Origin of the sequence: Erythrobacter sp. R86502, from assembly GCF_042466465.1 — a bacterium.
Lineage (GTDB): Bacteria > Pseudomonadota > Alphaproteobacteria > Sphingomonadales > Sphingomonadaceae > Erythrobacter.
This window is the reverse complement of record NZ_JAXHCJ010000001.1, coordinates 2,270,113-2,291,447: the sequence shown is the minus strand read 5'-3', so window position 1 is coordinate 2,291,447 and position 21,335 is coordinate 2,270,113. Positions and strand designations below refer to the sequence as shown.

The 21,335-nt window shown below is 62.7% G+C and carries 15 protein-coding genes; 5 read left to right on the top strand and 10 right to left on the bottom strand.

The genetic code is table 11. The annotated features are described in order from the left end of the window. Nucleotides 1-16: 16 nt before the first annotated feature. Nucleotides 17-1,858 carry an aminodeoxychorismate synthase component I gene (pabB, locus tag SJY33_RS10975; protein ID WP_379922799.1) on the bottom strand — a complete coding sequence of 614 codons (1,842 nt, stop codon included), beginning with the start codon at nucleotides 1,856-1,858 and terminating at the stop codon, nucleotides 17-19. Nucleotides 1,859-1,959: 101 nt separating this feature from the next. On the opposite strand from pabB, the gene SJY33_RS10970 reads away from it, so the two are divergent. Then, nucleotides 1,960-3,498 carry a helicase HerA-like domain-containing protein gene (locus SJY33_RS10970; RefSeq protein WP_379922798.1) on the top strand — a complete coding sequence of 513 codons (1,539 nt, stop codon included), beginning with the start codon at nucleotides 1,960-1,962 and terminating at the stop codon, nucleotides 3,496-3,498. 62 nt (nucleotides 3,499-3,560) lie between these two features. On the opposite strand, the gene SJY33_RS10965 is transcribed toward SJY33_RS10970, so the two are convergent. Together SJY33_RS10965 and SJY33_RS10960 are read right to left on the bottom strand one after the other, a co-directional pair. Next, nucleotides 3,561-3,947 carry a VOC family protein gene (locus SJY33_RS10965; protein ID WP_379922797.1) on the bottom strand — a complete coding sequence of 129 codons (387 nt, stop codon included), beginning with the start codon at nucleotides 3,945-3,947 and terminating at the stop codon, nucleotides 3,561-3,563. 69 nt (nucleotides 3,948-4,016) lie between these two features. Next, nucleotides 4,017-5,834 carry an aminopeptidase P family protein gene (locus SJY33_RS10960; protein ID WP_379922796.1) on the bottom strand — a complete coding sequence of 606 codons (1,818 nt, stop codon included), beginning with the start codon at nucleotides 5,832-5,834 and terminating at the stop codon, nucleotides 4,017-4,019. Between the two features lie 134 nt (nucleotides 5,835-5,968). Here SJY33_RS10960 and SJY33_RS10955 point away from each other — a divergent pair, with 134 nt between their 5' ends. Together SJY33_RS10955 and SJY33_RS10950 are read left to right on the top strand one after the other, a co-directional pair. After that, nucleotides 5,969-8,200, top strand: a complete 2,232-nt coding sequence (locus SJY33_RS10955) for a S9 family peptidase (RefSeq protein ID WP_379922795.1) — start codon at nucleotides 5,969-5,971, stop codon at nucleotides 8,198-8,200. Continuing rightward, a complete protein-coding gene (locus SJY33_RS10950; RefSeq protein ID WP_379922794.1) occupies nucleotides 8,197-8,595 on the top strand; it encodes an acyl-CoA thioesterase in 399 nt (132 codons plus the stop codon). Before SJY33_RS10955 ends, SJY33_RS10950 begins: the two co-directional genes overlap by 4 nt. Before the next feature lie 20 nt (nucleotides 8,596-8,615). Here the strand turns inward: SJY33_RS10950 and SJY33_RS10945 are convergent, their stop codons facing one another. Beyond that, on the bottom strand, nucleotides 8,616-10,358 hold the full coding sequence (locus SJY33_RS10945; protein WP_379922793.1) for a diguanylate cyclase: 1,743 nt from the start codon (nucleotides 10,356-10,358) through the stop codon (nucleotides 8,616-8,618). A gap of 211 nt (nucleotides 10,359-10,569) precedes the next feature. On the opposite strand from SJY33_RS10945, the gene SJY33_RS10940 reads away from it, so the two are divergent. Continuing rightward, complete coding sequence (locus SJY33_RS10940; RefSeq protein ID WP_379922792.1) at nucleotides 10,570-11,628, top strand: substrate-binding domain-containing protein; 1,059 nt, start codon at nucleotides 10,570-10,572, stop codon at nucleotides 11,626-11,628. A 10-nt stretch (nucleotides 11,629-11,638) separates the two neighbouring features. Here the strand turns inward: SJY33_RS10940 and SJY33_RS10935 are convergent, their stop codons facing one another. From SJY33_RS10935 to SJY33_RS10915, 5 genes are all read right to left on the bottom strand, one after another. After that, complete coding sequence (locus SJY33_RS10935) at nucleotides 11,639-12,559, bottom strand: sugar-transfer associated ATP-grasp domain-containing protein (protein ID WP_379922790.1); 921 nt, start codon at nucleotides 12,557-12,559, stop codon at nucleotides 11,639-11,641. Between the two features lies 1 nt (nucleotide 12,560). Next, on the bottom strand, nucleotides 12,561-13,673 hold the full coding sequence (locus SJY33_RS10930; protein WP_379922789.1) for a 7TM domain-containing protein: 1,113 nt from the start codon (nucleotides 13,671-13,673) through the stop codon (nucleotides 12,561-12,563). Beyond that, nucleotides 13,663-14,568: a hypothetical protein gene (locus tag SJY33_RS10925; protein ID WP_379922788.1), complete on the bottom strand. Its 906-nt coding sequence runs from the start codon at nucleotides 14,566-14,568 to the stop codon at nucleotides 13,663-13,665. The genes SJY33_RS10930 and SJY33_RS10925 overlap by 11 nt, the downstream gene beginning before the upstream one ends. 153 nt (nucleotides 14,569-14,721) lie before the next feature. Further along, entirely contained in the window at nucleotides 14,722-17,130 is a 2,409-nt protein-coding gene (locus SJY33_RS10920; RefSeq protein WP_379922787.1) for a DNA translocase FtsK 4TM domain-containing protein, read from the bottom strand. Between the two features lie 48 nt (nucleotides 17,131-17,178). Further along, the gene (locus SJY33_RS10915; RefSeq protein WP_379922786.1) at nucleotides 17,179-17,736 is read right to left on the bottom strand and encodes a thiamine phosphate synthase; all 558 of its coding nucleotides are present in this window, start codon (nucleotides 17,734-17,736) and stop codon (nucleotides 17,179-17,181) included. A gap of 22 nt (nucleotides 17,737-17,758) precedes the next feature. Between SJY33_RS10915 and SJY33_RS10910 the strand changes: the two genes are divergently transcribed. Further along, nucleotides 17,759-18,427, top strand: coding sequence for a YggS family pyridoxal phosphate-dependent enzyme (locus SJY33_RS10910; protein WP_379922785.1), 669 nt, complete (start codon nucleotides 17,759-17,761; stop codon nucleotides 18,425-18,427). A gap of 64 nt (nucleotides 18,428-18,491) precedes the next feature. On the opposite strand, the gene SJY33_RS10905 is transcribed toward SJY33_RS10910, so the two are convergent. Continuing rightward, complete coding sequence (locus SJY33_RS10905; RefSeq protein WP_379922784.1) at nucleotides 18,492-21,257, bottom strand: TonB-dependent receptor; 2,766 nt, start codon at nucleotides 21,255-21,257, stop codon at nucleotides 18,492-18,494. Between the last annotated feature and the right edge of the window lie 78 nt (nucleotides 21,258-21,335).

The window sequence follows — 21,335 nt, the reverse complement described above, 5'->3', positions numbered from 1 at the left end:
GAAGGGCGATGCACGGCTAGACCAGAACGGCGCGCATCAGTCCGCGCAGTGCATTGCCGATCCAGAAGCCATGCGCCAGATCATCAAGCGTCAGTTCGGCCTCACACGCCCTGCCTTCGTCTAGCAGGTGCGCCGCCAGAACACCCGGCAGCAGGCCAAGATGGGCGGGCGGGGTGCGCAGAACGCCGTCCGGTGCCTCTGCGAACACGCTTGTGAAACTCCCCTCGGTCACGCGTCCGTCGCTTCGCACCAGCACGGCTTCCTGCGCGCCCAGCGTGCGCGCCGCTGTCAGCGCGTCGTCGTAAAATCCGCGATCTGAGGTCTTGTGCGCCAGCCGCCAGTCCGACGGGTCGAGCATATGCGGCAAGGCTGCTACCTTCACCGGATCGCCCAAAGCCGCAGGCAGCGGTCCGGTCTCCAGCGCGCTTGCGCCGCTGCGCGATACCATGAGGCGCACCCGCGCCGGTGCCTCCAGTTCAAAGCACAGCGCCTGAATGTGGTTGCGCAAGGCATGACGATCAAAAGCAAAACCCAGCGCCGCCGCGCTCGCCTTCATCCGGGCCAGATGCAATTCCAGCAACGCAATCCCGGTGTCGGGTGCGAACCGCATCGTTTCGATAAGATCGCAGGTGGGCGCGACAAGACCGGGCGCAGCGCGGCGCAGGAAACCCGCCTTGACCTCGCATTCGCGCCGTTCAGACATCGCATCGCTATCCGCAACGATGGCAGACCCGATGCCCAGCACCGCGCTGCCCTGTCCGTCTTCGATGGGGGTCAACCGCAAGGTGCGGATCGCGACGTTGAAGGCGGCATCGGCACGGCCATCGGCGCCGGGTGGATCGATACGGCCGATCGCCCCGCAATAGGCCCCGCGGGCATCGCGTTCGATCTGCCCAAGCAGTTCCATCGCGCGGATCTTGGGCGCGCCGGTAATCGACCCGCACGGGAACAGCGCCCGCACCAGATCCATCGCGCCCTTGCCCGGTTCCAGCGTCGCGCGAACGGTCGACACCATCTGGTGTACCGTTGGATAGGTTTCGACCGCGAAGGGGGCATCCACCCGGACGCTGCCCGGCACTGCCACGCGGGACAGATCGTTGCGCATCAGATCGACGATCATGAGATTTTCCGCACGGTCCTTGACCGACGTGGCAAGATCCTGCGCCATTGCCCGGTCCGCCGCAGGATCGCCCGCCCGCGGGCGCGTGCCCTTCATCGGCTTGACTTTGGCCTGCGCGCCATCGAGCGCGACAAACAGTTCGGGCGAAAAGCTCAGCAACCAGTGCGATCCGTCGAAGATCAGTCCGCCGTACCCGGCCGCGGCCGCGCTGCGCAGTGCGGCATACAGTCCGGTAGGATCGCCGCGGAACGAACCTGCCAGGCTGTAGGTAAGGTTGGCCTGATAGATATCGCCTGCATGGATCGCTTCGCGCAACGCTCGGAACGCCGCATCATAGCCTCCGGGGGAAAGCTGCGGTTCAAGCGGGCCGATCGTGCCCGTTCCTTCGGCGCGGGCTTCGAGAAAGGCGGGTACATCGGGCGCGGCAATCCGGCGCGGGGCATCGAACAGGCCAAGCCACACCAGCGGCCCTGCCGCGCCCGATCGTGCGGCGGCCATACCCGCCAGACGCGGTTCAAGCGCAAGGCCCGCTTCGTAGGCGATGTATCCCGCCAGCGATCCGCCATGCGCGGCCTGCGCCGCATCGGCTGCGGCCAGAACGCTGTCCACCTGTTCGGGCCGGTGCGCCGCGAACAGCGCCGCGGGGTTTTCATACAGCAGGGCATCGGCGGCGCCATCATGGGCCCCGTGCACGGCGCGGGCATCATCGAGCAGAACGAAAGGCGTGGTCTGACCCATGCCGGGTAGCCTTAGCCAAATGTGCGCCGCTGTCGAGAACTTGACCGCTGCGAGGCGTCCCTGCACATCGGGGGTAGAGCAGCAAGAAACAGGAAACGGGCATGGGCGAGCAGGCGGGCGATATCTATCTGGGGCTGGGATCGGACGGATCACGGCAGGCGCTTGCGCTCAGCCGGTCGAACCGTCACGGGTTGATCGCAGGGGCCACCGGAACGGGCAAAACCGTGACGCTGCAGGGTGTTGCGGAAAGCTTTTCCAAGGCCGGTGTGCCGGTCTTCGTCGCCGATGTGAAAGGTGATCTGTCGGGCATCGCGATGCCGGGGTCGCCCACCTTCAAACACGCCGACAAGCTGGAAAGCCGCGCGAAAGAGCTTGGGCTCACCGACTACAGCTATACCGATAATCCGGTGATCTTCTGGGATCTTTACGGCGAGCAAGGCCATCCGATCCGCACCACGGTTTCCGAAATGGGCCCGCTGCTGCTGTCGCGCCTGCTCGACCTGAACGAGACGCAGGAAGGCGTGTTGCAGATCATCTTCCGCTATGCCGACGAAAACGGGCTGCTGTTGCTCGATTTTGCCGATTTGCAGGCGCTGCTGGCCTGGGCCAACGACAATGTATCCGAACTGTCAGGAAAATACGGCAATGTCACGCGGCCATCGGTGGGCGCAATCCAGCGGCAACTGCTGAGCTTTGAAGCGCAGGGCGCGGACAATTTCTTTGGTGAGCCGGCGCTGGAGATCGATGATTTCCTGAAAGTCGACGATCAGGGTCGCGGTTATGTCAACGTGCTGGCGGTGGACAAGCTGATGCGCAGCCCCAAGCTTTACGCCACCTTCCTATTGTGGCTGCTGGCGGAACTGTTCGAATCGCTCCCCGAAGTGGGCGATCCGGAAAAGCCGAAGCTGGTGTTCTTCTTTGATGAAGCACACCTGCTGTTCGATGATGCGCCCAAGGCGTTGCAGGACACGATCGAACAAGTGGTGCGGCTGATCCGGTCGAAGGGCGTGGGGGTGTTCTTCGTGACACAGAACCCGATCGACATTCCCGAAGAGGTTGCTGGGCAACTGGGCAACCGGGTGCAGCACGCGCTGCGCGCCTTCACGCCGCGCGATCAGCGCGCGATCAAAGCAGCCGCCGAGACGTTCCGCATCAATCCCGCGCTTGATGTCGAAACCGCGATCACCGAACTCAAGGTGGGCGAGGCGCTGGTCTCCACACTGGATGAAGACGGCGCGCCCACGATTGTCGAACGCACGTTGATCAAACCGCCGCGTTCGCGGCTGGGCCCGGTCACACCCAAGGAGCGCGCAATCATCCAGTCGATCAGCCCGCTTGAAGGCAAGTACGACACCCGCGTTGATCGGCAAAGCGCTGCCGAAGTGCTTGCCGCCAAGGCCGCCGATGCGGCCGCCACCGCCAAAGAGGTCGAAGAAAAAGGCCGCGAAGAAGTCGGCAAGCGCGAACGCAAGACGCCATCGGTGTGGGCAAAGGCAGGCAAGAGCGCGATGACGGCTGCCAGCGGATCGATCGCGTCGATCGCAGTGGCAGCCGTGCTGGGAAAGAAATCAGGTGCCAACCCGCTGCAGACAGGCGCGACGGCCTTCGTCAGAAACCTGTTAGGCGGACTGATGCGATAGCAGGCCCGATGTTCCTGCAATGTTTCACGTGAAACATTGCAGGGCGGCAGGCCCGACCGGCATCATCCCTCGTCAGGGGTAAGCATGCAGTAAGCGTTGAGCTTGTTGCCATCGGGATCGCGGAAATAGCCCGCGTAAAAGCCATCCTCACCCCGCGGGCCGGGCGCGCCTTCATCGGTGCCGCCATGGGCCATTGCGATATCGTAAAGCGCGTGGACATCGTCCGCGCTTTTCACTTCCAGCGCCACCATCACGCCATTGCCGACTGTGGCGGGCTGGCCATCGAACGGCAATGTCGCGGCGATCCCGGTGCCCCCGCCCCATTCGCCCCAGGCGATGAAGGCTTCTGTATCCATCATCCGCCCAACGCCGAAATGGGCTGATAAAGCATCGTAAAACGCCGCAGCGCGCGGCAGATCATTGGTGCCCAAGGTGACATAGCCGATCATGCGTGTTCCTCCCGTAAAGTGCGCGACTCGTGTAGGAACATTACAGGAACACGGGCAGTCCAACAAGCGTCAAAGCGGCGCGGTTTCGCGTTCAACCCATTCCAGATCATCGCCCGATAGGCGCGGGGTCAACACGTCGCGCACCTTGGCGTGATAGGCATCGACCCACGCAATTTCGTCTGCAGTGAGCATCCTCTTGTCGATCAGCTTGCGATCGAGCGGCACGAAGGTCAGCGTTTCAAAGCCGAGATACCGGCCTTCCATGCCTTCGACCCTGCGTTCTTCGATCAGCACCAGATTTTCGATGCGGATGCCAAAGGCGCCCGGCTTGTAGTAGCCGGGCTCGTTCGAACAGATCATCCCGGCGTGCAGTTCATGCCCCGTGCCTGCCTGTCCGCCGCCCGGCTTGGCGATGCGCTGCGGGCCTTCGTGCACGGCGAGCACGCTGCCCACGCCGTGCCCGGTGCCGTGACCGTAATCGACGCCCGCTTCCCACAGATATTGCCGCGCCAGCACATCAAGCTGCGCACCCACCGTGCCTTGCGGAAACACGGCGCGGGCGAGCTGGATATGGCCTTTCAGCACGCGCGTGTTGCGATCGCGCATTTCCGCTGTCGGCTCACCCGGTCCGACCCATACGGTGCGGGTGATGTCGGTGGTGCCGCCGGGATATTGCCCGCCCGAATCGACCAGATAGATCGAGGACGGCGGGATCGGGATATTGCTGTCCTCGTCCACCTTGTAATGCGGCAGCGCGGCGTGGCCGGCGGCGGCCGAGATGGTGTCGAAGGAGAGGTCGGAAAGGCCCGGGTCTTCCTCGCGGAAAGCCTGAAGGCGCGCTGCGGCGCCCAGTTCATCAACTCCGCCCTTGGGCGCTTCGATCTCCAGCCAGCGCAGGAAACGGCTGACCGCGGCACCGTCGCGCGCCTGTGCATCGCGCTGCCCGTCCTGTTCCGCCTTGTTCTTGATCGCCTTTGCAAGGATGGTCGGGTCCTGTTTGAAGGCGAACTTCGCGCCCCCTGCACGCAGCGCCTGCGCGATGCCCACCACCGCAAAATCAGGGTCGAGCGCGACGCTTTGCCCGGTATACTCTCCCAGCGCGCTGTCAAACGCCGCCCGGTCGCGGATCGTGACCGCGTTGCCGAGATGGCGGGTGAGTTCAGGCGTTACCTTTTCGGGCGCGATGAACAGTTCGGCGCTGCCATCCTTGCGGGCAATGACATAGGACAGCGCGACAGGCGTATGCGCCACGTCCGCGCCGCGAATGTTCAGCAGCCATGCTACCGAATCCAGTGCCGGGATCACCACCGCATCATGGCCTTCCCTCACCAGCCAATCGGCCACGGCGGCGCGTTTTTCGGCTGAGGATCGCCCAGCCATTGCCTCGTCGTGCACCTCGGCCTGCGCCGTTGAAGGGGCGGGGCGATCGGCCCACACCGCGTCGATCGGGTTGCTGTCTGCAGGAACAAGCGTGATCCCCTTGGGATTGACCTGCGCTTCCAGCGCTTCGACCCAGGCCCAGGTGTGGAGCCAGGGATCATAGGCGATCTGCGCGCCATCTTGGCACACGTCGGCCAGCCATTGCCCCAGGCTTTCGGCCGGAACGCTCTTGTAGTCGAACAGCTGCCCGTCCACCTGTTCGCGCACCTGCACGGTGTAGCGTCCATCGACGAATATCGCAGCCTGATCGAGCGTGACGGCGGCAAAGCCTGCCGATCCGCGAAAACCTGTCAGCCATTCGAGCCGCTGGGCATAATCGCCGACATATTCGCTCATATGTTCATCGGAAATGGGGATGATGAAACCATGCACGCCCCGGCGCTTAAGCTCCTCGCGCAGAGCGACAAGGCGCGCGGCGCCTGAAAGGTTGGGGGTTTGCATCAGCATATCGTCGATCCTTGGCAGGTGGCGCGGGTCTTGCCGCGCAGGAATGTATCGCTAGAACCGCCACCATAGGCCCTGGGGCCGCGTTTTTCCACCCGCCGCTGCGACGCGCGGGTGCCAGCAGGGAACGACCATCAATGCTCCGCCAGACCAGCATCCATGCACTTGCCACCGCACTTCTTGCCACCACCTTGGCAGCCGCCGCCCCCGCAGGCGCGACCACGAACAGCTCAGAGGAACAGACCCGCGTGACCACACCCGCCGCCGCTGCCAATTCCGACATCACGCCCCCTGTCGCCGAGAAGCGCCCGCACACGTACACCCACCACGGGATCACCATCGAAGACCCCTATGACTGGCTGTACGACAAATCCTATCCGGTGATCGATGACGAGGATGTGCTGAATCACGTCAAGGCGGAAAACGCCTATTTCGAAGCCAAGATGGGTGCGCAGGCCCCCTTCACCGAAGCGCTGTTCACCGAAATGCGCGCGCGCATCAAGGAAGACGATTCCACGGTGCCGCAGAAGGATGGCGATTATATCTACTGGTCCGAATTTGAAGAAGGCGCGCAGTATCGCAAGCATTACCGCAAACCTGCGGCGGGCGGCGAGGCGCAGCTCATCATCGACGAAAACCAGCTGGCCGAAGGGCAGGAATATTTCCGTCTGGGCGCGGCATCGATCAGCCAGAACGGGCGGTTCCTTGCCTATTCGGCCGATACCGACGGGTCGGAACGTTACACCGCGCGGATCAAGGATCTGGAAACGGGGGAACTGCTGCCCGATGTCCTCACCAACCTGCGCAGCGATCTGGTGTGGGTCGCGAATGATACCGCGCTGGTCTATGGCCCGTCGACCGAGGAATGGCGCACGCTTGAAGCCAAGCTGCACGTAATCGGAACCCCGGTCGAACAGGACGTGACGCTCTACAAGGAAGAAGACCAGAGCTTCAGCGTGGGCACCGGGCTTTCGGCGCAGGACGATTGGCTGGTGATCGCCACCGGCGATAATGAAACCAGCGAAGTGCGCCTTGTCCCCGCAGCCACCCCCACTGCGCAACCGATCCTCATCAAGCCGCGCCAGAAGGGGGTCGAATATTCGGTCGATGTGCGCGACGGGGAATTGTGGGTGTGGACCAATGACGACCACATCAACTTCCGCCTTGCCAGGGCAAAGCTGGAAACGCCGGGCGATTGGCAGACCGTGATCGCCGGATCGGATGATTTTTATCTGACCGGCTTTGATCTGTTCAAGGATTTCTACGTCACCGAAGGGCGGATGAACGGGCTCGATCAGGTTCAGCTGCGCCAATATGGCGATGCGGCAAAGATCACCCCGATCACCTTCCCCGAAGCGAGCTACACCGCGGGGCTTTCCAACAACCCCGAATACGACATGACCAAGCTGCGCCTGTCCTATCAGAGCATGGTGACCCCCAGCACGATCTATGATTACGACGTGGCAACCGGCGGGCTGGAAACGCTGAAGACGCAGGAAATTCCCAGTGGTTATGACGCCAGCCTCTACACTACCGAACGGCTGACCGTGCAGGCGCGCGACGGGACGATGGTTCCGGTCAGCATCGTGATGCGCAAGGATCGTGCGGATATTCTTGCCAAGGCGGGGATCGAAGGGCCGGGGCCGCTCCACCTGTATGCCTACGGCGCCTATGGCTATGCAGTGCCGCCGGGCTTTTCGACCTCGCGGTTCAGCCTGATCGATCGCGGCTTTGCCTACGCCATCGCGCATATTCGCGGCGGCGATGATCTGGGGCGGCGCTGGTACATGCAGGGCAAGATGTTTGAACGCACCAACACCTTCAACGACTTCGTCGATGCAGGGCGCGGTCTGATCGCCAAGGGCTACACCGCCGAAGGCATGGTCACCGCCAGCGGCGGATCAGCCGGCGGCGAACTGATGGGGGCGATCATCAATCAGGACCCCAAGCAGTACGGCGCGATCGTTGCGCACGTTCCCTTTGTTGATGTGCTGAACACGATGCTCAACAAGGATCTGCCGCTTACCCCGGGTGAATGGCAGGAATGGGGCAACCCCATCACCGACAAGGCGGCGTTTGCCTATATGCTGTCCTATTCGCCCTATGATCAGGTGGTGGCGAAGGATTACCCCCCGATGCTGGTGACCGCCGGCCTCAACGATCCGCGCGTGACCTATTGGGAACCCGCCAAATGGGTCGCCAAGCTGCGCGAATTGAAGACCGACGACAACCTGCTGCTGATGAAGACCAACATGGGCGCAGGCCACGGCGGCCAGTCCGGGCGCTGGAACGCGCTGAAGGAAACCGCGGAGGAATTCGCCTTCATCCTGTGGCAGATGGGCATGGCGCCCAAGGCTGGGGGCGAATGACCCCGCCAAACCGCTTCACCCGCACCTTCACCGCCGAGCCGCAACACATCGACGAGCTCGGCCACGTCAACAATACCGTGTGGGTGCAGTGGATTCAGGACATGGCGACCGCGCATTGGGGTGCGGTGGCCCGTCCGGAACATCGTGACACGTTCTTCTGGGTCGTGGTGCGGCACGAGATTGACTATCGCGGGAACGTGTCGGAAGGCGCCGAAGTCCGCGCCGCAACATGGATCGAAGGCCCTGCGATGGGCGCCAAATCGCTCCGCCGGGTGGAATTCACCGATGCTGCCGGCAAGCGCCTTGTCAGCGCGGCGACCACCTGGGCGATGCTCGACCGTGCGAGCGGGCGGCTGGCGCGGGTGCGGCCCGATATTCTCGCACCGTTTCTTTAAGCCTTTGCGCCCGCAGGGCTTTATGCGGCGCGGTCATGCCCATGCAGCCGCGGTTCGGGCGCGGCATTGAACACGGTCAGGCGTTCGTATGCCATGCGGTTGCGCCCACTGGCCTTGGCTTCATACATCAGCGCATCGGCGCGGGCGTAAAATTCCGAAAACGCCATCGTGTGCCGGTTGGCGTCGGCTATCACAATTACGCCCATGCTGGCGGTGACAGGCAGTTCCAGCCCGGGCACTTCCTTGGCAATCCGCATCGGGATCGCCTGACGCAGCGCCTCTGCCCGCTCGATCGAGCGGGGGCCCCGCAGCAGCACGACAAACTCTTCGCCGCCCAGCCGAACCGCAATCGTATCGCGGTCGTCGCCTGCACGCATGGCGCTGGCACAGGCGACCAGCGCCGCATCGCCCACCTGATGCCCGTGCAGATCATTGATCGCCTTGAATCGGTCGAGATCGACCAATGCGAAGGTGTTGAAACCTTGTGCGATCAATTCATTGAAGCGCGCCTCGATCGCGCGGCGGTTCATCAGGCCGGTCAACGAATCGCAGGTGGATAGCTGTTCCAGCATCAGCGCCTCTGTCCGCGCGGCATCGCGTTCGCGCCTTAGCGCAAAGAACCGGTCGGCAATCGCAAGGCTGATCGCCACAACCTCGATGCCGACCGCGACATAAATGAACTGATCCAAGCTGGAGGGGCCGACATACCAGCCAAACCCGCGCAGCAGGCGTTCGATCGATGCGGCGATGATCGGCAGCCATGCCAACAAAAGATACCGCGCCGAACGGCTTCCGCGCAGCACCGCTTCGATCACGGCGGCGCTGACCACCACGATACACGGCAGGAAAGTGATGAAATAGGCGCGATCATCGAACGGCTGGGTCGCATCCAATTGCAACGCGAAAAAGCCTGGCGCCGCCATGGTGAACAATCCTGTCGCGATCGACAGCCGGCGCATCAGCGTCGATTGCGCGCCGCGTTCAAGGAAGGAGACCAGAAACAGCGAGGAAAGGCCTGCGCCCACGGCGTAGGACAGCGGGGCGATCACCGCCATCACGGCGACCGGGGCGGTCCAGAACACCGACAACAACCCGCCGGCGGTGATCACGTAGACCATCATCGCGCTCACCATCGCGGCGTGCAGCACCACGAAACGTTCGCGCAGCACCAGAAAGAAGCTGATGTCGAACAACAGCGGCAACACCAGCATCCCGACGACGAAGGCCAGCAGCATCATGTCGACCTGCGACCATTCGGCGCGGCCCGGATCGTGGATGATTCGCGCCTCGGTCAGCAGCGGGATCGAATGGGGCGCTTCGATCCGAACCAGCAGCATCGTGGTGGCCGCAGTGATTTGAGGCAACGGAAGCTGAAACACCGGGCCTGCGGGAAAGGGCGTGCCATCGGCTTCGGTCAGCCGCGTGGAGCGGATCTGGCCGTCCGCATCGATTGCGTGAAAGCCGATCGATGTGAAGCGGGCGATGCGGGTGAAAAAATAGGCCGGAAGCTGTTTGCCCTGCCAGCCGGCAGCGTCATAACGCAGCCACACGGCGGGCACATCGGCGCGCCACTCCGTGTTGTCGCAAATCCAGTTCTGCGCCGCCTGCATGGTGCGCGCATCGGTTTTCAGGTCGGTTGCCACATGGCAAGATGGGGCAAACGCCGCAATCGCCTGTTCCTGCGCGGCGGCAGGCTGCGCAGACAGCAACGCCAGAAGCGCAGCGGCCAAGCCGTACCGGAACACAAGACGCAGAACAGTCATACCGTGCCGCTACCATGTAAGCCGTTACGATGCTGTTAAGCCAAATATCTCCGTTTTGGAGGAATATGGTGAATTCTCATGCGCTTGCATTCAAACGGCAGCGGCGGCCTGTTGCGATAGGCGCTGCGGCCGTTTCGTCACAGACCTGTCATGAAAACGCCCTAGCTGCAGCCCTGCGGGGGGCTGATCTTGCACCCCTTCAGGAACAATCATGGCCAACCGTTTTCTCGCCTCGTTGAAGGGCGGCATCGTTCTGCTGCTGAGCACCGCAATTCTTTCCGCCTGCGACACGGGCGGGTCGAGCCAGCAATCGGTTCACGCTGTCGGGTCTTCAACGGTCTACCCCTTTGCCAAGCTGGTCGCCGAACGGTTTGCGCGGTCCTATCCCGACATGCGTTCGCCGCTGATCGAATCGACGGGTACAGGCAACGGCGTGCAGCTGTTCTGTTCAGGGCTGGGGCCCAACACACCCGACATGGTCAATGCCTCGCGCCGGATGAAACCATCCGAATTCGATGTTTGCGCCGGCAACAAGGTGGACGAAGTGATCGAACTTCAGGTCGGCCTCGACGGGATTGCCTTTGCTTCGGGCAAAGGAGGCATCATGCTGAACCTTTCGCCCAAGACAATCTACGAAGCGCTTGCAGCGCGGCCCTATGGCAAGCCGCAGACCAATCGCACCTGGCAGGATGTCGATCCGGCGCTGCCCGCCGATCCAATCCTTGTCTATGGCCCGCCCAGCACATCGGGCACGCGTGATGCGCTGAAGGAACTGATCCTTGAAGTCGGGTGCAACTCCGATCCTGCGATGACCGCGCTGAAGGACAGCGACAAGGACCGTTACACGCAGATCTGCACCGAAGTGCGCGATGATGGCGCCTATGTCGATCAGGGCGAACAGGACAATCTGATCGTCCAGAAGATCGTCGGCAACCCGCGTGCGGTAGGCATCTTCGGGTTTTCGTTCCTCGAAGAAAACGCCGATCGGGTGCAGGGCCTGCCGATGGAAGGTGTGCAGCCGACCTATGCCAACATTTCCAGCTTCGCCTACCCCGGTGCGCGTCCGTTGTATGTCTATGTGAAAAAGGCACACATGCGCGCCATTCCCGGCCTTGAGGATTACATGAAGGAATGGGTGAAAAGCTGGGACAAGGATGGCCCGCTGGCGCGGATCGGGATGGTGGCGATGCCCGCAGCTGCAATGGCAGCCAATGCGGGCAAGGTGCAGAACATGACGCTGCTGACCCGCGCCGAACTGGAAGCCGAATAACGCCCGCGCCTTAGCGGAAATCCTCGCCGGTTGCGGCGATGCGTGCCTTCAGCCCGGCCTGACAGATGTTCTGAATCTCGATGCCGGGATGCGCGTTCACCTCGATTACGAGGGGGCCGTCGTTGACATCCAGCACGATGTCCGCGCCGCAATAGCCCAGACCCACCGCAGGACCGCACCGTGATGCGAGCTCCAGCACCCTCGCCCACCCAGGGATTTCAAACCCGATCAGGTTCACTCCCGTATCGGGATGGTGCGTGATCGGCGTGCCTTTCACCACCGCACGGGTGATCCTGCCGGTTTCCATGTCGATCCCTGCGCCGATAGCGCGCTGGTGCAGGTTGGCTTTGCCATCGCTTTCGATGGTCGGCAGCCGCACCATCGCCATCAGCGGGGTGTGATGCAGGCTGATGACCCGCAGATCCGGCAGGCCTTCAGGCACGATGCGCGACAGCGCCGGGTCGGCAATGATCAGCGGCTCGATCAGCGCGGCATCCTCCGCCGCCGAATCGCCTGAAAAGCCCCCGTCGACGACCTTCTGGATGTGGTGCATCACCATGTCCTCGGGCAAAGGCGTGCCCGACCCCTTGAACCAGGTATTCCCTTCGCGCCGCACCGCCAGCAGAATGCCGTCCCCCTGCGATCCGCGCGCGGGCTTGATCGCCCAGGCGTCAGGCATGTCGCGGCTGGGTTTGAACTGCGCGAGCTTCTGATGATCGTCGATCACCGCTACGGTGCCGGTGCAGGCAATTCCTGCCGCTTCCAGCGCCACTTTGGCCGAAACCTTGTCGCGCGCGCGTTCAATGGCGTGGCGCGGATTGTAACGGGCGATCAATGCATTGCGCATGTTGATGCCCAGGATTTCGTCAAACGGATCGATTGATCGCCGCCTTGATGAACGGGCGAATTTCGGGCGCAGTTTCATGAACATGTCAGACGTCCTCGGCTTTGCGGATCACCCAGGCATTGTGCAGCGGCGGCTGCCATTCAGGCACCAGGGCGGCGGCCGGATCAATCGTCGGCGCGAACTGCGCGGCCATGTTGGGGACCACCGGCAGGTCATCACGGCACGCATGCCGCCGCGCCTGGTGGGCGAAATCGGCGGGCGACCGGATCACCCACATGCCTGGCATCAGTGGCACTTGTTCAGGCAGAACGGGTGCGACAGAGGGCCGCGGGGGCACGCGCCGCGTATCGGGCTGCCTTTGCCGCCGGTCCTGCGTCACACCTTCAGGCAGCACAGCCACCCGCGCCTTGCGCCGCCGTTCCAGCCAGATCGGCGCAAAGCGGCCGATCTCGGTCAGGCGCAACCCGCGGTAACGCCCCAGAATGGCGATCGCGATGCCCGTTGCCCCGGGCATGAGCAGCGGCGAGGTTTCGATCAGCGCCAGCGCAAAATTGCTGACCATTACGAATTCGATCACCACCGCCAGAACGAAGGTGTTGAGCGCCATCTTCGCGGCCGGCTTGGCGCCGTCCTTGGCCCATTGCTTCCACCACCGTTCGACACACAGCGCGCAGACGATTACCGGGAAGGCATCGACCTGAAGTTCGGTATCAAGGATCATCTGCAGCGCGACCAGCACCAGAACGATCAGCGAAATCAGCACGCCAAGAAAGCCCACGCGGGTCATCCGCAGTTTCAGCAGCGTCGGTGTCACGATCATCCCGGTAAGCACGGATGAAACCAGCACCACCGGACCCATCACCGGCCCGATCTGCAAGAACGCCAGCGCAATCAGCATCGGGGTAAACAGGCCGAACGCCTTGAGACCGATGAAGCTGCGCGCCAGCACCACCAGAAACGCCCCCAGCGGCAGCACCATCAGCAGGTTATCGGGCTTGAGCCCCCAGATCGCCTGCGACGTGGCCACCCCTTCAAAGGATGATGGCAACGCAAAAAATGAAGCAGTGTTGGCGAGGCCGACCCCGACCAGCGCGGCAAGGCACAGGCCCACGACCGCACCGATATAGATCGGGCGGCGGATTTGCGGCGTGGCTCTACGCCAGAACCGTTGAAAGGGTATCAGCAGCCTAGAAGGCATAACCAACCGAAAGGGTGAGCCTGTAACCTTCGCGTTCGCGCCGGGCTTCGTTGCTCTGGAAACCGATATACTTGGCCTCCGCTTCTACGCGCCACTTGTCCTTCCACCACAGCAGTTCGACTTCGGGTACGATCAACCTGTCGCGCCGGCGTTCGCCTGCGTCTGTCAGGCGGCCGTCAAACCGGGTGCGAATCACTTCCAGCGCCGGGCGCACGCGCAGGTCCGGGGTCAGGGGGCGGGTGTAGGCGACGCCCGCGGACTGGCGCTGATAGCCCCGGCGCGGATCGTCCGACCGGATGCCCTCAGCCCGAAGATCGAAAGCAAGATAGTGATAAGCGCCGAAACGGCGGCGATACTGGGCATCGATGCGCGGCCCTTGTCCGGTGGTTTCGGGGCCTGCGCTTCCGGCATATTCACGCTCGCGCCAAGTGCCCTGAAGCCGGATACGGTGTTGCCGCCGCGCTTCCCAGGTGAGCCGCGCCGATCCTTGCCATTCATCGGTATCGGCGGCTTCGACCGTGACAAAATCATCATAGTGGCGGCCCTGCACCTGCAATTGCCAGCCTTGGGCCAGATCGGTTTCGGCGGTTGCAGTGAAGCGGTCACGCGCAATATCTGCGCGCCCGTTGCCCAGCCGGAAAACTTCTATCCGGTCAGCTTCAAGCCGGAACCGCATCCCGCGCCCCTCAAGCGCTGCGCCCACCTGACCGCGCAAGGACACAGCTTCGCCATCGATGATCAGATCTTCATCGCGGGTGGTGGTTTGCGCGCTGACAGCTTGCACTTCGATGCGGGCATCGGGCTCCAGCGTCCAGACGCTGTCCTGCGCTGCTACAGGCGCAGACACGGCGATGCCGAGCACTGCTGCAAGCATGCCTGTAAGTAACCAGTTCATCACGATAGCCCCCGTTGACTTACGTGGAACTACCGTCTGCGCGTTTAGGAAATCCTAACCTTGAAAAGAAACTGGGCGCAGCGATCCGCGACCGGATGAAACGTCCTTGTTCTCATGACAAAAATGGGCAGGAGGGCGTGTGTGCGATTAGGCCTACAGCGGGTTGCCATCCCGATCGCGGTAAATTTCGCGCCGGCCGACATGGTTGGCAGGCCCGACGAGACCGTCTTCCTCCATCCGTTCGATCCATTTGGCAGCTGTGTTGTAGCCGACACCCATCTGCCGCTGTAGCCAGGAACCCGATGCCTTCTGGTTTTCGATCACCACCTGGCAGGCCTGACGGTACTTGCGTTCGTCGGGATTGTCCGAAGCGGTCAGGTCGTCTTCAAACCCGAAACCGCCGCCGTCTTCAGGCTCTTCGGTGACGGCATCGACATATTCGGGCGAGCCTTGCCCGCGCCAGAAATCGGCCACGGCTTCGACTTCCTCGTCAGAAACGAAGGGCCCGTGGACACGCACCATCGCGCCGGTGTTGGGCTTGTAGAGCATATCGCCCTTGCCCAGCAGCTGTTCGGCGCCCTGTTCGCCCAGGATCGTGCGGCTGTCGATCCGGCTCGTCACCTTGAAGCTGATGCGGGTCGGCAGGTTGGCCTTGATGACGCCAGTGATGACATCGACCGAAGGTCGCTGCGTCGCCATGATAAGGTGGATGCCCGCCGCGCGCGACTTTTGCGAAAGGCGCTGGATCAGGACTTCGATTTCCTTGCCGATCGTCACCATCAAGTCGGCCAGTTCGTCAACGATCAGCACGATCTGCGGCAGCGGCTGGTAATCGAGCTGCTCTTCCTCGAACAATTGTTCCCCGGTTTCGGGATCGAACCCGGTTTGCACGCGGCGGCCTAGTGGCTTGCCCTTGGCAATTGCGGCGCTGACCTTTTCGTTGAAGGAATGGATGTTGCGCGAGCTGATCGCGCTCATCATCCGATACCGCCGCTCCATCTCCTCAACCGCCCACTTCAGGGCGCGCACCGATTTGGCAGGCTCCGTCACCACGGGGGACAAAAGGTGCGGAATATCGTCGTAGGTCTTCAGTTCCAGCACCTTGGGATCGATCAGGATCAGGCGTAGTTCGGTCGGCGTAAAGCGGTACAGCAGGCTGAGCAGAATGACATTGAGGCCCACCGATTTACCACTGCCGGTCGTCCCTGCGACCAGCAAGTGCGGCATGGCGGCAAGATCGGCGATGATCGGTTCGCCGGCAATATCCTTGCCCAGAATAATCGGCAGGTTGCCCTTGGCATCGGCAAAATCGGCGCAGGCCGCCAATTCTTTCAGCATCACTACCTGGCGATCCTGATTGGGCAGTTCGATCCCCATCACGGTGCGCCCCGGAATGGGCGAAACGCGCGCGGAAATCGCGCTCATGTTGCGGGCAATGTCTTCCGCCAGCCCGACGATCCGGCTGGCCTTGATGCCCGGCGCTGGCTCCAGTTCGTACATCGTCACCACCGGGCCGGTGCGCACAGCAGTGATTTCGCCCTTCACGTTGAAATCATCGAGCACGTTTTCAAGCAGGCGGGCATTGCGTTCCAGTGCCAGCTTATCGAGCTTGGGTGCCTTGTCGACAGGGGGTTCGGCAAGCAGATCGAGGCTGGGCAGATTGAACGCTGCGAACATGTCGACCTGCGCGGTTCTGGCGGCGTCGGCGCGTTTGGGCGGTGCTGACGGATCGCTGATTTCCGGCGCTCGGCGGGGGCGATCATTAAGCGGGGTGGGCGGGGTTTCCGCCTTGGCCGCACGGCGCGGGCGCGGGGCGGGATTATCGTCTTCGTCTTCCCCGGCCAACGCCAGCGGCAGCGCGGCTTCGCGGACAGGGGGTTGCAGACGGCGCATCATGCCAGCCAGCGACCCACCGCCAAGAAATTCGGGCAGGCTCATCAGCACGCGCCAATCTATCGCAAAAATCCGCGTAAGCAGCGCCACGCCGACCGCAAGGCTGGCGAGGGCAAGGCCCAGAATCACCCAGCCCTGCGCCTGTTCGCCGAAGCGCGCCGCAATCGCCTGTATTGCGCCCGCCCCCAGCAGGCCCGATAAACCGCCCGCCTGTGCAGGCAAGGTGCCGCCGGGCCCGTCAAACGCGAGGCTTAGGACCGTAGCGATCAATGTCATCGCGATCAGCAGCAGCGCTGCGGGCATCCACCAGGCTGTGGTTTCCGGTTCATCGCCGTTTTCAACATCGCGCCAAAGTTTGCGCGCCGACACATACAGCAACGGCAGCAGCAGCACACCGGGAAGGCCGAAGATCAGCAGCACCCGATCCGCCGCCCACGCGCCGCTTGCCCCCATCCAGTTGGCAATCTGGTCAGGGTCGGCCGCGGTAGAGGGGCTGGGGTCGGTTTGGGTGTAGCTTGCCAGCGCGAGCGCGAGGAACACCGCCGCACCGAACAGCACCGCAGCGCCGGTCATCTGGGCAAGACGGCGCAAGCTGCGGCGCAGACCTGCGCGCCATTCGGCATCGGTCTGGCGACCGGGTTTGGTGGTCAGAGCCGCGCGGCTGGCCATGGGGAATCTCCTGCGTAGAACACACCATGAATCTTCCGGCGAGTCCGGTCAAGGACAGAGCGACGGATCGCCGCGCTGTGTCAGTCCGTCGATCGCTGCCCAGCGTGGCCAATCCAGTTCGCGCGCCCGTGCGGCGGTCATGCCGCCCAAGGCGATCACGGGGATCGCGGATCGTGCAGCAAGTGCGCGGAAGGGCGCCATCCCCAGCGTTGCGCCGCCCGGGTGGGAGCGCGTGGGAAACACCGGCGACAGCATCACAGCGGTCGCCCCTGCGGTGTTCGCATCATCCAGTTCAGCTGCGTTGTGCGCAGTGGCTATCCAGCGCAGCGGGGCGGGGGGTAGGCCAGCTTGCTGCCCGTAAATTCCATCCGCCCCCCACGCCTGCGCCGTTGCAGCATCGCCTGATATGATGGCCCAATGCCCGCCCCTGCGCAGCAGAGGGAGGATGTGTGCAAAGCGATTGGCGCGCAGTTCGGCATCCAGATGATAATGGCGGAACACGAAGCCTGATCGGGGCGGCAGACGCAGGATCGCATCTTCCAGCACCGCATCATTGCGGCGATCCGACAAAAGCCAGATGCAGGGGACAGACTGGTCTTGCGCCATCCTGGCGCTATAGCGCCGGGCTATGGAAAATGCAGCCACCCGCCTCGCCGCCATTTGCGCCAATATTGCCCGCGTTTGCAAGCCTGCCCGCCGTGACACCGCCGATGTCACCCTGATCGCGGTTAGCAAGACGCATGATGCGCCCGCTATCCAGCCGCTGATCGATGCCGGACAGCGGGTGTTCGGGGAAAACCGCGTGCAGGAAGCGCAAGGCAAGTGGCCGGCGCTGCGCGAAGGGCATCAGGATATTGCGCTGCACCTGATCGGCCAGTTGCAATCGAACAAGGCTGAAGAAGCCGTCGAGTTGTTCGACGTGATCCATTCGCTTGATCGCGCCAGTCTGCTTTCCGCGCTGGCGAAGGCGATGGACAAGACGGGGCGCCGGGTGCCCTGCTTTGTGCAGGTCAATATCGGGGACGAGCCGCAGAAAGGCGGCTGCCCGATTGCGGAACTGCCCGCGTTTCTGGCGGCCGCGCGCAGCGCCGATGTTCCGCTGGCCGGGCTGATGTGCATTCCGCCCGCCGACACCGAACCCGCACCGTTCTTCGCGTATCTGGCCAAGCTGGCAGCGGACAACGGCCTGACCGGGCTCAGCATGGGGATGAGCGGAGATTATGAAACCGCAGTCATGCTGGGCGCAACGCATGTACGGGTTGGCACGGCTCTGTTCGGCGAGCGTCAGGGCGCATAAGGCTGAAACGAAACGAGGCGCCCCGTTACCGGGACGCCTCGAATTTTTAGCGATCTGCTGTGGTTCAGAAGTTGAACCGGCCGGTCACGCCATACGTGCGTGGTTCGGCCAGGAACTGCGAGAAGATCTGACGACCACCGGGGAACTGCGGATCGACGAAGGGCGCTGACGTCGCACCCGCCTGGAAGGGCGAGTTGAAGGCAACCTGCGCGTAGTCCTTGTCGAAGATGTTCTGGCCCCAGAATTCGATCGACCACTTTTCGTCCGGACCGCGCACGCCGACACGGGCATTGAACAGCGCGAAGCCATCTTGGCCCTTTTGCGGGAACAGATCCGACCCGGTGTTGATGTCCGATGTCATGCGACCGTCGATATAAACGAGGCCCGACAAGCCCGACGAACCGATTTCGGGGGTCCAGGTCACACTGCCCGTCGCCACGATTTCTGGGGCGTTTGACAGGTTGTCACCGGGCAGCTTGCGCAGCGCAGCATCAAGCGGGGCGCCGCTGGCATTGCCCACAAGATCGCTGCGATACTTGGTGCTGGCATAGGTGAAACCCGCCGCCACGCGGACATCGGCCGCCGGAACCATCTGGGCTTCAAGTTCGACGCCTTCGGTAGTGACCCCGTAACCCACATCACCCGGTGCGCAGCTTCCGGTGGCAGAGCTGGTATCGGTGTCCGAATCGGGCCCGCCCACCAGATCGCCGGTGCAGCCATTGATGTTTTGCACCAGGAACACGGTGCCGTTAAAGGTGTTCAGCTGGAAATTGCTGAATTCCGAACGGAACAGCGAAGCGCTGAGGCTGAAAGGACCGGTCGCATACTTCGCGCCCAGTTCGTAGCTGTCGACCAGTTCGGGATCGAACTGCAGCCTGCCAACCAGCGCCTGCGTGCCCGCCTGTCCACCAAAGGGGAAGATCGGAGACTTCAGCGCCGAACGATCGAGGTTGAAACCGCCCGCCTTGTAGCCGCGCGCAAAGCTTGCATACAGCAGCAGGTCATCGGTTGCCTTGTAGGACAGGATCGCAGTGCCGGTCCATTCGTCCTCGGTGCGTTCATCGGAAATCGACACGCCGTTGAGTTCGGCGGTGGAGTTGCCCTGACAGCTCAGGCCGATCAAAGACCCTGCCAATGCGCGCGCGGTAGCGTTGGGGCTGGTGGTCAGATCATCAAGCAGCAGGCCCTGCACGGTGGTGCAGACCGTGTTGTCGTTTCCGAAGGTCGCGTCGAGTTCCTTGCGGTCGTTGGTGTAACGCACGCCAAGCGTCAGATCGAGGCGATCGGTGATGTGCACGATGTTGTGCGTGAACAGCGCCCAGTTGGTGCCATCCTGGAAATACCGGTCGTTGGTTGTGCCAAGATCGCTCAGACCGTCAAGCGCGGTGAAGGCGGCGACGATGTCCGCACCCGATGCGCCGGTGGCCCCGGCCAACGTTGCCGGACCAACGCCAGGCGCCACGCACAACGGGCTGTTCGGCGAATAGAGCCCGGCAAGACCGCCGCCCGAAATGATGCGGCAATTGGCAAAGCGGCCATACTGGTTGCCGAAGCGCAGGTTGTCACGCACCGTCAGTTTTTCATTCGAGAAGAAGCCGCCAACCAGCCAGTCCAGCGATCCGCCGAAGGCTTCACCCTGCAGACGCAGTTCCTGCGTAAAGGTGTGGAACTGGCGATAGGCATCATCGCTGGGTGCACGATAAAGAATGTCGACCGTGCCGTAATCGGTGTCCGACCCCTGGCTCGACCGGTATTCGCGATAAGCGGTGATCGATGTCAGATTGACGCCGCCCAGATCCCAGTCGATCTGGCCTGAAATCCCGTAATCCTTGGTTTCGCCAGCGAAGCTGCGACCGGGCGTGGTCGAAATGGTGCGGCCATAGCCCTGACTGAAGGCGCCCAGATCCTGCCCCAGATCGCGCAACACGTTGATAATGTTGTTGCCGTTCTGGCTCAGCGGCGTGATCGGGGTCGAGGGATTGTTGAGCCCGCCGATGAACGGATTGACACTGCCATCGACATAGGTGGCCGCGCAGCACTTTTCATCGCGGTAGGTGTAGTCGCCGATCAAGCGCACTGAAAGGCTGTCGGTCGGTTCAAACAGCAACTGCCCGCGCACGAAATAGCGATCGCGGTCATTCACATCGGTGTTGTTGGCGGGATCGAAATAGAAGCCGTCGCGCTTAACAAAGATCCCGTCGACGCGGGCCGCGATGTTATCCGTGATCGGGCCAGTGATGCTGCCGCCCAGTCGCAGGAAGTCATAGTTTCCGTAAGTCACTTCGCCGGTCGCGCCGAAATCGAATTCGGGTTCCTTGGAATAGATGCTGATAAGGCCCGCGGACGAGTTGCGGCCGCCCAGCGTGCCCTGCGGCCCGCGCTGCACTTCGATCCGGTCGATTTCGCCCAATTCGTTAAGGCCGATCCCCGATCGCGAACGATACACGCCGTCGATGAACACCGGCACCGAGCTTTCAAGACCGGGGTTGTCACCTACCGTGCCGATGCCGCGAATACGGGCCGAACCATTGGCTTCGCTGCCGGTCGAAGACACGAGCAGGGAAGGGGCCACCTGGTTCAACTGGCGAATGTCATTCGCGCCGCTGTTGAGCAGCGTTTGCGAATCAATGGCCGAAATTGCCACCGGAACATCGGCGAGGGCCTGACGACGACCCTGAGTGGTCACGATGATGACGTTTCTTTCGTCGACGGGCGGCGCTTCTGCTGCGGAAGTATCGTCGGTGACTTCTTGCGCCATGGCAGACGCAGGCAACAGCGCCATCCCGGCACCAAATAGCGCAATCGCACGAAGCGACGTCAGATTCGTCATAAAGTTTCTCTCCCAGGCATCAAGCGTTTTCGCTTGTTACCCCGGAGCCTAATAACATCGGCCGTTACTGCAAGACGG

Bases quoted from the DNA above. Each gene is read 5' to 3' on its own strand.
- pabB (WP_379922799.1), bottom strand. From the start codon at position 1,858: ATGGGTCAGACCACGCCTTTCGTTCTGCTCGATGATGCCCGCGCCGTG.
- SJY33_RS10970 (WP_379922798.1), top strand. From the start codon at position 1,960: ATGGGCGAGCAGGCGGGCGATATCTATCTGGGGCTGGGATCGGACGGA.
- SJY33_RS10965 (WP_379922797.1), bottom strand. From the start codon at position 3,947: ATGATCGGCTATGTCACCTTGGGCACCAATGATCTGCCGCGCGCTGCG.
- SJY33_RS10960 (WP_379922796.1), bottom strand. From the start codon at position 5,834: ATGCTGATGCAAACCCCCAACCTTTCAGGCGCCGCGCGCCTTGTCGCT.
- SJY33_RS10955 (WP_379922795.1), top strand. From the start codon at position 5,969: ATGCTCCGCCAGACCAGCATCCATGCACTTGCCACCGCACTTCTTGCC.
- SJY33_RS10950 (WP_379922794.1), top strand. From the start codon at position 8,197: ATGACCCCGCCAAACCGCTTCACCCGCACCTTCACCGCCGAGCCGCAA.
- SJY33_RS10945 (WP_379922793.1), bottom strand. From the start codon at position 10,358: ATGACTGTTCTGCGTCTTGTGTTCCGGTACGGCTTGGCCGCTGCGCTT.
- SJY33_RS10940 (WP_379922792.1), top strand. From the start codon at position 10,570: ATGGCCAACCGTTTTCTCGCCTCGTTGAAGGGCGGCATCGTTCTGCTG.
- SJY33_RS10935 (WP_379922790.1), bottom strand. From the start codon at position 12,559: ATGTTCATGAAACTGCGCCCGAAATTCGCCCGTTCATCAAGGCGGCGA.
- SJY33_RS10930 (WP_379922789.1), bottom strand. From the start codon at position 13,673: ATGCCTTCTAGGCTGCTGATACCCTTTCAACGGTTCTGGCGTAGAGCC.
- SJY33_RS10925 (WP_379922788.1), bottom strand. From the start codon at position 14,568: ATGAACTGGTTACTTACAGGCATGCTTGCAGCAGTGCTCGGCATCGCC.
- SJY33_RS10920 (WP_379922787.1), bottom strand. From the start codon at position 17,130: ATGGCCAGCCGCGCGGCTCTGACCACCAAACCCGGTCGCCAGACCGAT.
- SJY33_RS10915 (WP_379922786.1), bottom strand. From the start codon at position 17,736: ATGGCGCAAGACCAGTCTGTCCCCTGCATCTGGCTTTTGTCGGATCGC.
- SJY33_RS10910 (WP_379922785.1), top strand. From the start codon at position 17,759: ATGGAAAATGCAGCCACCCGCCTCGCCGCCATTTGCGCCAATATTGCC.
- SJY33_RS10905 (WP_379922784.1), bottom strand. From the start codon at position 21,257: ATGACGAATCTGACGTCGCTTCGTGCGATTGCGCTATTTGGTGCCGGG.